Below are 14,297 nucleotides of genomic sequence, written 5' to 3'. Positions count from 1 at the left end.
AATGCAACTTCAAAACGCCATTAGCCAGCGCATCAGCCAAGCATTGGAGGCTTTGTTCGGCCTTACCGTTGACGCTTCTACCATCAGTCTGCAACCCACCCGCAAGGAGTTTGCCGGCAGCTTCACTTTTGTAACTTTTCCTTATACCAAGCAAGCCGGTAAAGGCCCGGAGCAGATCGGGGAGGCACTGGGGGCCTACCTGAAAGAGCAGGCCGACGAGGTGAAAAACTACAACGTGGTGAAAGGCTTCCTGAACCTCGAGATCGAAGAGCAGGTATGGGTGCGCCTGTTCCGCGAACTGATGACCAACCCAAGCCACGGGCAGGCAGCCGATTCCGGCAAAAAAGTGATGGTGGAGTACTCCTCACCAAACACGAACAAGCCACTGCACCTGGGCCACCTGCGCAATAACTTTTTGGGCTACTCCGTGTCGGAGATCATGAAGGCGAACGGTCACCACGTGATGAAGGCCAACCTGGTAAACGACCGTGGCATCCATATCTGCAAGTCAATGCTAGCCTACCAGAAAATGGGCAACGGCGAGACACCGCAAAGCAGCGGCATCAAAGGCGACCACCTGGCGGGCAAATACTATGTGCTGTTCGACAAGGCTTACAAAGAGCAAATCGACGAGTTGGTAGCGCAAGGTATGGACAAAGAAGAGGCCAAGAAAAAGGCCCCGCTGATACTGGAAGCCCAGACCATGCTGCAGAAATGGGAGCAGGGCGACGAGGAAGTAGTGTCGCTGTGGAAAACCATGAACGGCTGGGTGTACGAAGGCTTCGACGCGACCTACCGTAACATCGGCGTTGATTTCGATAAATTCTACTACGAATCGGAGACCTATACCTTGGGCAAAGAGCGTGTGGAGGAAGGGCTACAAAAAGGCGTTTTCTTCAAAAAGTCAGACGGCTCGGTATGGGTGGACCTCACCGACGAAGGCCTGGATGAGAAGCTGTTGCTCCGCTCCGATGGTACTTCGGTCTACATCACCCAGGACATGGGCACGGCCGAGTTGAAGCACAACGACTTCCCGTACGATCAGTCGATCTACGTAGTGGCCGACGAGCAGAATTACCACTTCCAGGTGCTGAAGGCGGTGCTTAAGAAACTGGGCAAGCCGTACGCTGAAGGCATCTATCACCTGTCCTATGGCATGGTGGATTTACCATCGGGTAAGATGAAGTCAAGAGAAGGCACCGTGGTGGACGCTGATGAACTGGTGCAGGAGATGATCGACACGGCCCGTCAGCAGACCGAGGAGCTAGGCAAGATCGAAGGCTTCACGCAGGAAGAGGCGCAGAAGCTATACCATACCCTGGCAATGGGTGCCCTGAAATACTTTTTGCTCAAAGTGGATCCGAAGAAGCGCATGCTCTTCAATCCGCAGGAGTCGATCGACTTCCGTGGTAACACCGGTCCGTTTGTGCAGTACACGCATGCCCGTATCTCGGCTATCCTGCGCAAGGCTGGCGAGATGGGTATAGCCGTAGACGCCGCCTCGTTTAGCGACTTCAAAAACCTGCACGAGGCCGAGCAGGAAGTGATAACCTTACTAGTAGGCTACCCGGAAGTGGTGCAGGAGGCAGGCAAACTGTATGCGCCTTCCGTAATCGCGAACTACGCCTACGAATTGGCCAAGGCTTACAATCGTTTCTACCAGGAGATCTCGATCTTCAACGAAACAGACGAGCAGGCCCGCAACTTCCGCATCGCCCTCTCAGCCATGGTCGCCCGCTTCGTGCGCGAAAGCATGAGTCTGCTGGGAATAGTGGTGCCGGAGCGCATGTAAGATTGATGCCTATATAGGTATAGTAATGGCGCGAACCTCTTCGTTTCTGCCTACTATAGCGGGGCCTCTGGCCCATACGCTATACCTGGTTTGTTTCGAATCAAACCGCTGGTTTGAGCAAAGTGCTAAAATTGGATGAGTCAAATTTAACTGGGCCAGAGGCCCCAAGATAACAGACACGAGCGGGGACGCTCGCGCCATTGGTAGCCAAAACAAAAACAATACATTCCGGTTTAGCCGCATATACGTATACCTTAAGCAAAAAAAAAACATGAAGTGCACCGCACAACTTTTAACCCTAGGACTTGTACTAAGTATAGTAACTGCCTGTTCAGGTGGTTCTAACACAAGCAATCCGGCAACAGGTACAACGACGATGGAATCACAAACGTCTCAAACGGCACAGAACACTGATTTTTATTCTTTCGAGGTAGAAAGCCTGGAAGGACAGAAAATCGATCTATCGAAGTATAAAGGCAAGAAAGTGCTGGTGGTAAACACGGCTTCGGAGTGCGGCTATACCCCGCAGTATGCTGACCTGCAAAAGCTGCACGAAACGCATGGCGACAAGGTCGTAATACTGGGTTTTCCGGCCAACAACTTTGGTGGTCAGGAGCCAGGCTCAGAAGAAGAGATCGCAGCCTTCTGCCAGAAAAACTACGGCGTAACTTTCCAGATGATGGAGAAGGTATCCGTGAAAGGCGACGACCAGCACCCGCTCTACCAGTGGCTGGCAAAAAACAGCCCGAACCACGAGGAACCAAGCTGGAACTTCAGCAAGTACCTGATCGACGAGAACGGTAAAGTAGTGGCCTTTTACCCATCCAAAGTAAAGCCGATGGGAGAGGAGATTCTGGCGGCTATTCAGAAGTAATGTGACAGGTATAGGCCCGAGTACTATACCTGATTTTATAGAAAACACCTTGAATACAACACAACACATTCCGCAGAATCCAGGTCTGGTAAAGGCCTGGATTTCCGCTTTTAGGCCGCGCACGCTACCGCTGGCCTTTTCCTGCATCGGTATGGGTGGCTTTATGGCTGCTGCCTACGATGCCTTTGATGCTACAGTGGTTTTCCTTTGTGTACTCACTACGCTGTTTCTGCAGATACTTTCCAACCTGGCCAACGACTACGGCGACTCCATTCATGGGGCCGACAGCGTGCACCGGGAGGGACCGAAACGGGCGGTGCAGGCAGGCCATATCAAGGCCGAGCACATGAAGAAAGGCATGGCCGTGTTCAGCCTGCTCTCGCTGGTAACGGGTTTGCTGCTGCTGTGGGTGGCTTTCGGAGCAGAGGGAATCTACCTGTTTCTGATCTTTCTAGCGCTTGGACTGGCTTCCATCTGGGCGGCCATCAATTACACGGCTGGTTCCAATCCTTATGGCTACGCCGGACTGGGTGATGTGTTCGTGTTCATCTTCTTTGGTCTGGTGGGTGTGCTGGGTACCTTTTTCCTGCAGACGCGGGAACTGGAGCCGCTGGTGATACTGCCAGCCATGGTTTGCGGCTTCTTCTCAATGGCAGTGCTCAACGTAAACAACATCCGTGACATCAACTCGGATGTGCTCGCCGGCAAGCGCTCTATACCTGTTCGGCTCGGCCCAAAACGGGCACGCATCTACCACATCATCCTGCTGGTGTGTGGTGTGGCTAGTGCTTTTGCTTACGTGCTTCTCCACTTCTACAGCGTATGGCAGTTTCTGTTTGTGCTGGCTTTGCCACTCTTAATCTCGAACGGCGTGAACGTATGGCGTAAGCAGACTTCCGCTGAGCTGGACCCATACCTCAAACAAATGGCCATCACGACCATGCTCTTTGTGCTGCTCTTCGGCATTGGGCAGGTGCTCTAGCAGAAATGCATTGCGGGCTATACCTGCCATACCTTCAGCCACTACGTCCGTAAGAGAGTATTTACCTTTAACTCTGATGACATGGAAAAACGCAAGCTTGGTCATTCTGGCCTTGAAATAGCGCCTTTGGTATTTGGCGGAAACGTGTTTGGCTGGACAGCCGACGAGCAAACTTCCTTCAAATTGCTGGATGCTTTTACTGATGCGGGTTTTAACTGCATCGATACAGCCAATTCCTACTCCTCCTGGGTGCCGGGAAATAAAGGTGGTGAGTCCGAAACAATCATCGGCAACTGGCTGAAGCAGCGCGGAGGCCGGGAGCAGATCATCATTGCCACCAAAGTCGGCGCCAAGTTGGAAGGCAAAGGCGGTTTGGGCAAAGACTATATCCGGCAGCAAGTAGAGGCTTCTCTCAAACGGCTTCAGACCGACTACATTGACCTGTACCAGTCGCATTACGACGATCCGGAAACACCCATTGAAGAAACGCTGGAAGCTTACGCCAAACTGATACAGGAAGGGAAAGTGCGTGCGATCGGGGCGTCCAATTTCAGCGGTGAGCGTCTGGAGCAGGCCCTGAAGGCAAGCGAGCAAAACAACCTGCCACGTTACGAGAGCTTTCAGCCGGAATACAACCTCTACGACCGCGAAGCCTACGAAAAAGAAATAGAGCCGCTTTGTACCCGGTATGGCTTGGGTGTGATCAACTATTACGCGCTGGCCAGCGGCTTCCTGACCGGCAAGTATCGCTCCGAGGCGGACTTGGGGCAGAGCCCACGGGGGCATGGTGTGAAAAATTACCTGAACGAGCGTGGCTTTCGCATTCTGCAGGCGCTGGATGAAGTGGCTGAGCAGTACAACACGACGCCAGCCAGCGTTTCAGTGGCCTGGTTGATGGCTCGGCCCAGTATAACGGCTCCAATCGCCAGCGCCACTAAACTTAAGCAGTTGGAGGACCTGGTAAAAGCTGCTGACCTCCGGCTGGACCAAGACGCCATTAAAAAGTTGGACGAGGCGAGTGCTTATTAAATGAAAGCACAGGTATAGCATTAACCGACAAGAGCCGCTTTTATAAGCGGCTCTTGCTTTTTTTATGGTGCCATTGGAGGAAGTCTTTTGCCCTCGTATGGGTATCAGCTAATGCTGCGCTATACCTGCCCGATCCCTGAAAAATTTAAGAAACAGGTATGGCATCTAAGGTACCGGTTGATCAGCTGATAAACAGGTCACTACTCTGGATGAGGTTGCCCCCTTTTTGCAGTATGTCTTTCCGGGCTGCTTCGTAGCCTTCCGGGCTGATGGCGCGGACGGCGTCTTCCAGCACAAACGTTTCGAAGCCTTCGTCCAAAGCGTCCTTGGCGGAATAGTACACGCAGTAATCCGCCGCCAGACCTGCCAGGTATAGCTGCGTTATGCCTTTGCCGCGCAGGTAGTCTGCCAGCCCGGTGGACTTTAGTCGGCCGTTGTCATAAAAACCGCTGTAGCTATCTATTTCCGGGTTGGTGCCTTTCCGGAAAATCGCTTCTATTTTATTTGCTTCGAGGGCAGGGGCCAGATCGGCTCCAGGTGTACCTTGCAGGCAGTGCTCTGGCCAGAGCACTTGCGGCAGCCCGAGCAGCTCGGTTGTCTCAAATGGATTCTTGCCCTCGTGGTTGGAGGCAAAACTCTTGTGATCAGCCGGATGCCAATCCTGCGTTGCCACTATCAGGTCAAACTGGTCTTGAATCTGGTTCACGATCGGGAGGATCTGGTCGCCTTCTGGCACACCCAACGCTCCGCCGGGAAGAAAATCATTTTGTATGTCGATGAGCAAAAGTGCTTTCATGATTCAGGTATAGGTATAGATGATCGAAAAGGAAATTTAGGCAAAGGACAAATGACTTGCAAAGCGTGAGCAGTTTTCATTCGTCTGCCGCTTGTTTATTTGCTTTCGTTCGTGCGTTTAGGCTACTTCTGGCCTGTTCCTTACAGCTCTCCACAAAAAAATTAGCAAACGCCACTGAACCAGCCCTGCTTATAGCCCTATTGGCGCATTAATGCTTTGCCAAACCCTCCATTGTCCTTATAAATCTACAGCCCATCAATTAGGTTGGCGAGCGGCGGCTTGAGGTTCTCCTGGTATACCTCGAAGTAAACAGTTTCGCCAATCGACTCCACCACATTTGCCTGTTTGATCACATCCTGGTAGGTATCGTAACAGTTCAATGCCTTCTTCATGATTTCAATATCCTCAGGCCGCAGTTTTACTTCACAGTCGATTAGGTCGGGGTTGCTGTGCTTCATCAGGAATTTGCCGGACTGCAGGGGTTGCTCTGTTTTGTTGGGCAGTGTCAGGAAAGCGAGCCGCTTTAGGTAATCAGCGCCATCGTCTTTCAGCTCCAGGTATACCCGCTTGATGACTGCGTGCATCACCAGGTGGTCGTGAAAACCGCTCACCCCATGCACCGGGTACGACACGATCACCTGAGGTTCCAACTGACGGATATGCGCTTCCACTACCTTTTCAATCTCGCGCGGGTCCATCTCTGCCAGTTTACTGTCAGGCAGGTCGAGCACGGTCATACCTGTGAGGCCCAGCACTCGTTCTACCGCCAGCATCTCCTTATACCTGACATTCCCCATTTCTTCTACACTCAGGCCCAGTTCGTGCCGCACCTTGGTGGCACCGCCCCTGGTGAGGGTAAGCAGGTATACCTGGTGCCCTTGCTCCAACTGTTGCCACATAACAGGCGCCGGACCGAAGGACTCATCATCGGGATGTGGGAAAATGTAGAGGATGCGCATAGCGATGCGGGTTTAAATACTGGTTGTATACTTAAACGAGCATATGCATGGGAACGATTAAGGAATTGCGGCCGGCCGCAGTAAGGGAGCACATTGCTTTAGGTCATACCTGTTAGCTTGCCAAAGTCAGGATTGTCTTGATCGATCATAAAGGGTTTGGGGATGAAGTATGCTATGAAATCTCCCCTCCTGTTTTTATACCCTATAGTGTGGCCTATTCAGGTATAGGGCAGGTCCCATCTCACTAGGGGAGCTATTTTGGCATATAGAAGACCGGATAACCGGAGGCAATAGTCCTTTTTTTAGAACCGGTAACCGATTCTCAGGCGCAGGTCGAATACGGGTTGCCCTGTGTTATAGGAATACCCTGACTTGGTGAAGACATGTTTATAGCCGAATCCGACACCTGTTTCATAATTGAAATGCGCTCCGATATTTCTTCTAATTCCCCAGGTCGGTATGACCGATATCTGGTTGAGCACATTGATGTTATCGTAGTTCGAAATAACAAACCAATCGGGAAAGTAGGTAGTCCGAAGTGAAAAGAAGTTGCCGCTGTTTCCGGAGATGTCTTTTGACTTCAGGCTTCTTTGGTCGAGGTTATAGTAGAGCTTTGGCTCCAAAATGAACATAGGTGTCATAAATACCCACGTGTCACTGTGGAGACCGCCTCCCAAAATTCCAGTGTTAAAGCCGACTTCACTCCGCAAAGCTAAGTTGTTTGCCAGTCTTGCTTCGTTGTGTGCCCAAATTCCAAGGAAGCCCACCTGGATTCCTGTCGTGGATCTTTCCACACTGGCATCCTGCGCTTTCGATAGAAAAGACGCGCTGAATAGAGCGAAGGTTAATAAGAATGTTTTCATGTAAGGTTGCTTGAGTGGTATGTTGCATCAATATAGCCAGCATCTCGCCCGCCTAACCCTGGTATGTTGGGAGAGACTAGTTTATTTTTACCAGCTTCAAAGGCAGTTTAGGTAAGACCAGGAGCCACCTTAAAGTGCGGCTCCCGGAACTAGCCTAACAAAATCTTAGTTTGCACCGCTTCCACCTTGTTGCTCGCCACCTTTTACGTCATCGTTTTTGATGCCGCGCTTCTTGCGGGCTATGTCTCCCTTCAGCTTACCGAAGCGGTAGTTGAAGCCCAGACTGTAGCGGCGCATTAAGAAGATGTTCTCCTGGTTTTGGGTGAAGCGCGGGTCGTTGATCTCGTTCAGGGAGCGGCGGTTTTTCTGGAACGGGCTGTTCACCGAGAAGCTGATCGTCGCCTTGTTGTCTTTCAGGAACTGCTTGTTCACCGAAATACTGTTCCACACATACCCGGCCGAGCGGCCCTGCAGCAGGATGCGCGAAGAGGAGTAGCCAATGTTACCGCTGGCACGCCAGCCCTTGTCGAAGCGGTAGCTCGAGTAGCCAAACACATTGTAAGTGAAGCCCTCGTTGTTCTGAGGCAAGCCGCCGATCACGCTGCTCAGTTTCACATAGTTGGTCGTGGAGTTCAGGTTGATGCTCAACTTTTTAAACAGGGTGGTGTTGCCGCTCAAAGAGAAACCGTATGTCTGGTTGCGGCCTATGTTGCCATAGGTAGTGCGGGCCACCGTATCAGTGCCAAGTGTAGTATAGCTCTGGATGGAGTTGTTCGTGAAGTTGTGGAAGATACTCGCGTTAATGGACGTCCCTTTCACAAAGGTGTTATAGGCCAGGTTAAACACATTATTCGTGGCCGGGTCCAGTTTCGGGTTACCGAAGCTGATGTTGAGGGGGTCGATCTGGTTTACGTACGGGTTCAGGTAGTAGAGGCTCGGCCGCTCGATGCGCTGGGTATAGGACAAGCGCATGGTGCTCGTGCCCTTCAACTTGCGCGACAGGGTGATGTTCGGGATCAGGTTGAAATAGTCTGGAGTAGCCACTGTGCCGGATGACTTGAAGTTGGCGTCCAGCTTGGTCTCTTCCAGACGGGCACCGGTTTTCAGGCCCCAGTCGCCTTTTTTGAGGCTCAGCGAGGTATAGGCCGCATAAATGTCCTGGCGGTATTCAAAGTTGTTGCTCAGACTCGGATCCATCACAAAGTTGCCCGTCTCCGGGTCCCGGTTGCTGTAGAAGTAGTCGCTGCTGTTCAGTCGGAAGATCGTTTTCAAACCGAATTCAAGCGTGTGCTTCTTAATCGGCTGCACATAATCTGCCTGTATGGTGTGCTCCATGGAGCTGCCGTCGTTGTCCGTCTGGCTTATCTGGCCGTTGAAATTGAGCACCGGGGCGAGGGTGAAATCAGAACCGCTGCCATTGCCGCTGTTGCTTAAGCGGTACGAAAGCGTGAACAGTTGGTCTTTATTTTTTTTGAACGTGCGCTGGTAGTCCGCTCCAAAGTCGCTGCCCTTCCAGGTGTAATCGCCGTTGTTCAGGCGGGTATAGGCCTGCGTCAGCGCTCCACTGGCATCAAACAGTTCGACACGCTGCGTCAGGAGGTTGTTGCCTGTGTTCAGGTTCATGCCGAAGTTAGCGGTAAACAGGTTGAGCGTATCCATTTCATAGCTGAATTCCCCGCTGGCGTACTGGTAGGTGTTATCGTTGCGGCTCTCACCCATCTGCTCCAGCACGGTTTGGCGTATTTTATCTTCCCTGTACAGGTTGTTGCTATTGGCAGGGCTGTTGTAAGAGCCTGTTCCGAAGTATCCGGAAAAACCAGCCTTGCCAACCTTGGCTGTCAGATAGCCGCCAAAGTTGGTTCCCTTCGGGGTAGAGGCCTGCGCATTTACAGAGCCATTATACCCGCCAATGTTTTTCTTATGCGTGATGATGTTGATGATGCCGCCCACTCCCTCAGCCTCGTACTTCGACGGCGGGTTAGTAATCACTTCGATGCTTTTGATGGTGGTGGCCGGCATGCTTCTGAACACGTCCTTCGGGCTGCGCACGAACAGGGAGGAGGTTTTGCCGTTGACAAGCACGCGGTAGTTGCTGTTGCCGTTCAGCTTGATGTTGTCTTCCGCGTCCAGACTCAGCAGCGGCACCTTGCGCAGCATGTCCAGCGCCGTCATGGTCTGGCTCTCGGGGTCAGCATCCACATTATAGGTTATCTTGTCGATGTCCTGCTCCACCAGCAGCTTTTCTGTCACGATCTGCACTTCCTTCAGTTGCTTGGCAGACGATACGAGCGACAGTTTGCCCAGATCGATGGTCGTGCCGGTAAAGGCCGGGAGTGGCAGCACTTTGGTTTTGTAGCCTACATAGGAGAGCACCAACTGGTACTGCTTCAGTTCAAGGCCTATCAGCTCAAACGTGCCGTTGTCTTTTGTGAAAGTGCTCTTGATGGCTTGGTTTTTCCCCGCTTCTTGCACCACCACTGTTACGTAGTCCAGTTTAGCCTGTGTCGCCGAATCGGCTACGATACCTTTGATAGTGCCAGTTGGCAGTGGTGCCTGGGCATAAGCCATGCAAGTCAGGCACCAGAGCAGCGCCAGCAGTAAGGTTTGTTTCATTTTGGAGTAAATTGTTTGGATGACACGATCAGTACCAGGCTGTAGCAGCCCTGTCTCTGCACTTCACTTTAGCCTGAATTGACAACAGATGCCGTGGGACGTAGCAGTAACGAATAGAAAGGTATTGAATAATATATATTAATCTCTGAATATTATACAAAGGACCGTTTTCCATAGATGAAAACAAGTGATGCCACCGATGAAGCTGCACACAATAACTAAACAGAAAGGGCCACCCCGGTAGGAGTGGCCCTTTCTGTTTAGTTATTGTCTTGCGGAACGGGTGGGGTGCTGTTCTGCGGGTTTGCGTTGCCCGGCTTGTTGTGATTTCGGTTCCGGTTACGACTCTTGTTGCGGTTCGGTTTCTGGTCGCCTTCCTGCCCTTCTGCCTTTGGAGCGCCCTGTTCTGCTCTAGGCTTCGGGGTGGCTGCTTTTATCGGGCGGCTGTTTCCGTCAATGTGCGCGGCCGTGCCTTCCGGCTTTGGTCCTCTGCGCCGGTTGCGGTCTCCTCCGCCACCTGTGCCGGAACGCTGGCCGCCGCCCTGTCTTGCACCACCAGGTTTTCCGCCACCTTTGCCTCCGCGGCCAAAATCACGGCGAGTCGGATCGAAAACCGGCGCTGCGCCGAAACCTTCCGGAAGCGGCAGTTTCGGCAGGTCGCGCTCTATCAGCTGCTCTACCTTGCGCACGCGGTACATGTCGTTCTCGTTCACAAACGTAATAGCCATACCTGTAGAGGCGGCACGGGCCGTACGGCCCACACGGTGCACGTAGTCCTCGGCATCCTGCGGCATGTCGAAGTTCAGTACATGGCTCAGGCTGTCGATGTCTATACCTCTAGAGAGGATATCGGTCGCCACCAGAATCTTGTATTTCTTGTTTTTGAAGCCCTGCAACGCCTTCTCGCGTTCATCCTGTGTCAGGTCCGAGCTTATACCTTCTGCCGGGAAGCCCATCTTCTGCAGAGAGCGCACGATCTGGTTCACGTTCGACTTGCGGGACGTAAAGATAATCATGTTCGATACCTCCAACTCACGAATCAGGTGCTCCAGCAAAGGAAGTTTCTGGTTGTCGTAGGTCAGGTACAGGCGCTGGTCTATCCCTTCGGCTGGCTTCGAAATAGCGAGGTTGATCTCGGAGGGCTGCTGCAGGATTTGCTGCGACAGGTCGCGGATTTTCTTCGGCATGGTGGCTGAGAAGAGGAGCGTCTGGCGCTCAGCAGGCAGGGCACGCACTATCTTCAGGATATCATCCATAAAGCCCATGTCCAGCATCTTGTCCGCCTCGTCGAGCACCAAGTACTTGAGTTGGTCCAGCCTTACATAACCCAGCGCCATGTGCGACATCAGGCGACCCGGCGTAGCGATGATGATATCAGCACCGCCAGTGAGAGCGCGTTTCTGCTGCTCCCACTCGTCGCCTTTGCTGCCACCGTAGATGGCGATGGAACTTACCGGGGCGAAATAGCCCAGGCCTTCCACTTGTTCATCTATCTGCTTTGCCAGTTCGCGGGTAGGAACCAGAATAAGGGTGCTGGTGAAGTCGTAGTTGGCGTGCGAAATACGGTCGATCAGCGGCAAGAGGTAGGCGGCTGTTTTTCCGGTACCCGTCTGGGCGCAGGCGATAATATCTTTCTGCTCCAGAATAAGTGGAATGGCTTGCTGCTGTACCGGGGTCGGGGTATTGTAGCCCATCGACTCAATTCCGGTGATCACGTCTTCGTGAAGGTTAAATGAACGAAAATCCAAAGTTATCTCCTTAAAATTATTTTTATGGCCTAGCGGCCTTTAAACCGCATTTATAGGGGTAAAGATACGATTTTTATACCTTATTTGAGAAAAATTTAAAAGTTGATGTTATTTATATTGAAAATTATATTAATATTGCATCGTCAATCAGTAGAGAATATAACGATACAATTAAAAAGTTGACGCAGCATTCGAAAAGTTCAAAGCATTAGAAAATCGCTATATAGATAGAATGCTTTAAATTTCAGTAAAAATCAAGAATGCTTTTTAACATTATAGTACTTAAATTATATTTAATTTTATTTACATAGATTTTTTTATATTAACGCCGAAACATTTGATTAAGGGAGGCGTAAACAAGCCCAAAGTGATATAATCAATCATCTTAAAACATATAAAAGAAAGATTTATTTAAAATTAAAATGAAAAAAGCTATACAAGAATCTCCGAACTTCTATCTTCTACTGGGTGTAAACATCATCAATGCTATCTTTATTTTGATATAGCACACCTCCTGATCGGAACCTAATTACAAAACATAGCCAAAACATACTGGCAGCTCTTCCCCCGAAGAGCTGCTTTTTTTATGCCCTTTTTAATAGCTTTGCTCGCGGAGCGTCAGCCTGAGGCAACGGCACGCTCTATACCTTATACCTGATGACGATGGCAGAACCTGTTTTTAAAGATATGCTGGTGCTCGAACTGGCCAGTGTGCTGGCGGGACCGAGTGTGGGGCAGTTTTTCGCTGAGCTGGGTGCTACCGTGGTGAAGCTGGAAAACGCGGCGACCGGCGGTGATGTAACGCGTAGCTGGAAACTGGCAGGCGAGCAGGCGAGGGGCGGTGTGTCGGCTTACTTTTCGGCGGCTAACTGGGGGAAGCTCTCCGTGGGACTTGATATAACCCAGCCACATGCACTGCAGGCTGTGCACAAACTGGCTGCCAAAGCCGATGTGATTATTGCCAGCTACAAGCCAGGAGACGCCGAGAAACTGCAAGTGGATTACCATACCTTAGCCCAGCTCAATCCGAGACTGGTATACGGGCACATTACCGGCTACGGACTGGAAGACCAGCGGGCGGGTTACGATGCTGTGGTTCAGGCGGAGAGTGGGTTTATGCATATGAACGGCTCACCGGACGGGCCTCCCACCAAAATGCCCGTCGCGCTGGTGGATCTGCTGGCGGCGCACCAGCTGAAGGAAGGCATCCTGACGGCGCTGATTCAGCGCGGGTGCACCGGCAAGGGGAGCTATGTGCAGGTGTCGCTGTTTGATGCGGCAGTGTCGGCGTTGGCCAATCAGGGAACGAACTACCTGGTAGCGGGGCACAATCCGCAGCGCATGGGGTCGGAGCACCCCAACATTGTGCCTTACGGCAGTGTGTATACCTGCAAAGATGGTTTGCAACTCGTGCTTGCCATAGGCGACGACCGACAGTTCAAACGGCTGTGCCGGGTGCTGGGAGATGCTGCCCTGGCCGATAACCCCGACTATGCCACCAATAGCGCCCGAGTGCAGCACCGGAGCGCGGTGAACCAACAACTGAAACAGCTGATCAGGCAACAAGAGCGCGATGGGCTGCTGCGGGAGCTGCACAGGCTGCATGTGCCGGCAGGCGCCGTCAACAGCGTGCCCGAAGTGTTTGAACAGCCGCAGGCCAGGCGCATGCTGCTCACCCAGCCCAATGGCCCGAGCGGCATCCGGCAGGTTGCTTTCGTGGTGGAAGGAACGGCAGCTGAAACTGTAACGCCTCCACCAGCCTTCGCGCAGCACCAGGCCCAGGTGCTGGATAATCTTGCTGATACCCCCTAATATGGCAGATACTTATTATTTAGCACCTCGAAGAGCCTGTGGATGAAGCTGGTAAAAGGTTGCCAAATAACTATTTCCAAAGGATTAGAGTAAAAAACACAGCACCCGACAAAAAGCAAGTATGAAAGATAGACTCGACGATATAATACAAGGACTACAGCAAAAGTCAGCTACCAAGCAGGCTATTTACCGCAACACTTACCAAACCTTTACCCGCATGAAGGAGCTCTCACAGGAAATTGTGGACGAGCTGACCACCCGGATCACGACGCACAATGCCGATGTGGTGATCGAGTACAAGGCCATCAGCGACCTGGAATTTCAGATCAAGTTCTCAGGCGATCTGCTTGTATTTGTGATGCACTCCAACATCATTACCTTCCCGGACGATTACGAGATCATGCGCAACGATTATGTAGAAGAAGACTTTCGCCGTCGTTTCTTCGGGCACATCATGGCCTACAACTTCATGGCCGATACCATCAAGTATAACCGCCTCGACGACCCGGGTTACCTGGTGGGCCGCATGCTGATCAACATTGAAAATCACTTTCTGATAGAAGGGGTGAAGCAGATGGATTTGCCTTCGGACCGTATTGCCCGCAACGTGATAAGCGACGACATGCTGCGCCTGATCGTGGAGAGCGCTATGGTGGCAGCAGTGAACAACGACCTAATGGGGCAGGATGTCTCGGATATTGAGCGCATTACCTATAAGCAGAAACTTGAAAACTCCCAGCTGTCAAGGCCGCGCAAGCTGGGCTTCATGGTCAGCCACGACCTCACGCACTAACCTGACAGGTATAGTTTAGCAAGCCCCGCCTGCGGT

General features: G+C 51.9%; 11 protein-coding genes. 6 read left to right on the top strand and 5 right to left on the bottom strand.

Going from position 1 to position 14,297, the window contains the following annotated elements; all coding sequences use genetic code 11:
* The first annotated feature begins 1 nt into the window (after position 1).
* The 4 genes from argS (at position 2) to Q4E40_RS03635 (ending at position 4,677) form a co-directional block, all read left to right on the top strand.
* Positions 2 to 1,792 carry an arginine--tRNA ligase gene (gene argS, locus Q4E40_RS03650; protein ID WP_303410106.1) on the top strand — a complete coding sequence of 597 codons (1,791 nt, stop codon included), beginning with the start codon at positions 2 to 4 and terminating at the stop codon, positions 1,790 to 1,792.
* A 376-nt stretch (positions 1,793 to 2,168) separates the two neighbouring features.
* The gene (locus Q4E40_RS03645; RefSeq protein ID WP_303410104.1) at positions 2,169 to 2,666 is read left to right on the top strand and encodes a glutathione peroxidase; all 498 of its coding nucleotides are present in this window, start codon (positions 2,169 to 2,171) and stop codon (positions 2,664 to 2,666) included.
* Positions 2,667 to 2,715: 49 nt separating this feature from the next.
* On the top strand, positions 2,716 to 3,648 hold the full coding sequence (locus tag Q4E40_RS03640) for a 1,4-dihydroxy-2-naphthoate polyprenyltransferase (protein ID WP_303410102.1): 933 nt from the start codon (positions 2,716 to 2,718) through the stop codon (positions 3,646 to 3,648).
* Positions 3,649 to 3,729: 81 nt separating this feature from the next.
* Positions 3,730 to 4,677: an aldo/keto reductase gene (locus Q4E40_RS03635; protein WP_303410101.1), complete on the top strand. Its 948-nt coding sequence runs from the start codon at positions 3,730 to 3,732 to the stop codon at positions 4,675 to 4,677.
* Positions 4,678 to 4,858: 181 nt separating this feature from the next.
* Here Q4E40_RS03635 and pncA read toward each other — a convergent pair whose 3' ends face one another.
* From pncA to Q4E40_RS03610, 5 genes are all read right to left on the bottom strand, one after another.
* Complete coding sequence (gene pncA / locus Q4E40_RS03630; RefSeq protein ID WP_303410100.1) at positions 4,859 to 5,473, bottom strand: bifunctional nicotinamidase/pyrazinamidase; 615 nt, start codon at positions 5,471 to 5,473, stop codon at positions 4,859 to 4,861.
* Between the two features lie 245 nt (positions 5,474 to 5,718).
* Positions 5,719 to 6,432, bottom strand: coding sequence for a PIG-L deacetylase family protein (locus Q4E40_RS03625; protein ID WP_303410099.1), 714 nt, complete (start codon positions 6,430 to 6,432; stop codon positions 5,719 to 5,721).
* A gap of 302 nt (positions 6,433 to 6,734) precedes the next feature.
* Positions 6,735 to 7,064, bottom strand: a complete 330-nt coding sequence (locus tag Q4E40_RS03620; RefSeq protein WP_303410098.1) for a hypothetical protein — start codon at positions 7,062 to 7,064, stop codon at positions 6,735 to 6,737.
* A 396-nt stretch (positions 7,065 to 7,460) separates the two neighbouring features.
* Entirely contained in the window at positions 7,461 to 9,908 is a 2,448-nt protein-coding gene (locus tag Q4E40_RS03615) for a TonB-dependent receptor domain-containing protein (protein WP_303410096.1), read from the bottom strand.
* A 260-nt stretch (positions 9,909 to 10,168) separates the two neighbouring features.
* Entirely contained in the window at positions 10,169 to 11,602 is a 1,434-nt protein-coding gene (locus tag Q4E40_RS03610; RefSeq protein WP_303410151.1) for a DEAD/DEAH box helicase, read from the bottom strand.
* Between the two features lie 717 nt (positions 11,603 to 12,319).
* Between Q4E40_RS03610 and Q4E40_RS03605 the strand changes: the two genes are divergently transcribed.
* A complete protein-coding gene (locus tag Q4E40_RS03605; RefSeq protein WP_303410095.1) occupies positions 12,320 to 13,468 on the top strand; it encodes a CaiB/BaiF CoA transferase family protein in 1,149 nt (382 codons plus the stop codon).
* Between the two features lie 121 nt (positions 13,469 to 13,589).
* Positions 13,590 to 14,261 carry a hypothetical protein gene (locus Q4E40_RS03600; protein WP_303410093.1) on the top strand — a complete coding sequence of 224 codons (672 nt, stop codon included), beginning with the start codon at positions 13,590 to 13,592 and terminating at the stop codon, positions 14,259 to 14,261.
* Positions 14,262 to 14,297 lie beyond the last annotated feature (36 nt).

The sequence above is a fragment of the Pontibacter coccineus genome (assembly GCF_030546575.1).
Classification (GTDB): Bacteria; Bacteroidota; Bacteroidia; order Cytophagales; family Hymenobacteraceae; genus Pontibacter; species Pontibacter coccineus.
This window is presented reverse-complemented; position numbering and strand designations above follow the sequence as displayed.

Bases quoted from the DNA above. Each gene is read 5' to 3' on its own strand.
- Q4E40_RS03645 (WP_303410104.1), top strand. From the start codon at position 2,169: ATGGAATCACAAACGTCTCAAACGGCACAGAACACTGATTTTTATTCT.
- Q4E40_RS03620 (WP_303410098.1), bottom strand. From the start codon at position 7,064: ATGTTCATTTTGGAGCCAAAGCTCTACTATAACCTCGACCAAAGAAGC.
- Q4E40_RS03625 (WP_303410099.1), bottom strand. From the start codon at position 6,432: ATGCGCATCCTCTACATTTTCCCACATCCCGATGATGAGTCCTTCGGT.
- Q4E40_RS03605 (WP_303410095.1), top strand. From the start codon at position 12,320: ATGGCAGAACCTGTTTTTAAAGATATGCTGGTGCTCGAACTGGCCAGT.
- Q4E40_RS03615 (WP_303410096.1), bottom strand. From the start codon at position 9,908: ATGAAACAAACCTTACTGCTGGCGCTGCTCTGGTGCCTGACTTGCATG.
- argS (WP_303410106.1), top strand. From the start codon at position 2: ATGCAACTTCAAAACGCCATTAGCCAGCGCATCAGCCAAGCATTGGAG.
- Q4E40_RS03600 (WP_303410093.1), top strand. From the start codon at position 13,590: ATGAAAGATAGACTCGACGATATAATACAAGGACTACAGCAAAAGTCA.
- pncA (WP_303410100.1), bottom strand. From the start codon at position 5,473: ATGAAAGCACTTTTGCTCATCGACATACAAAATGATTTTCTTCCCGGC.
- Q4E40_RS03610 (WP_303410151.1), bottom strand. From the start codon at position 11,602: ATGGGCTACAATACCCCGACCCCGGTACAGCAGCAAGCCATTCCACTT.
- Q4E40_RS03635 (WP_303410101.1), top strand. From the start codon at position 3,730: ATGGAAAAACGCAAGCTTGGTCATTCTGGCCTTGAAATAGCGCCTTTG.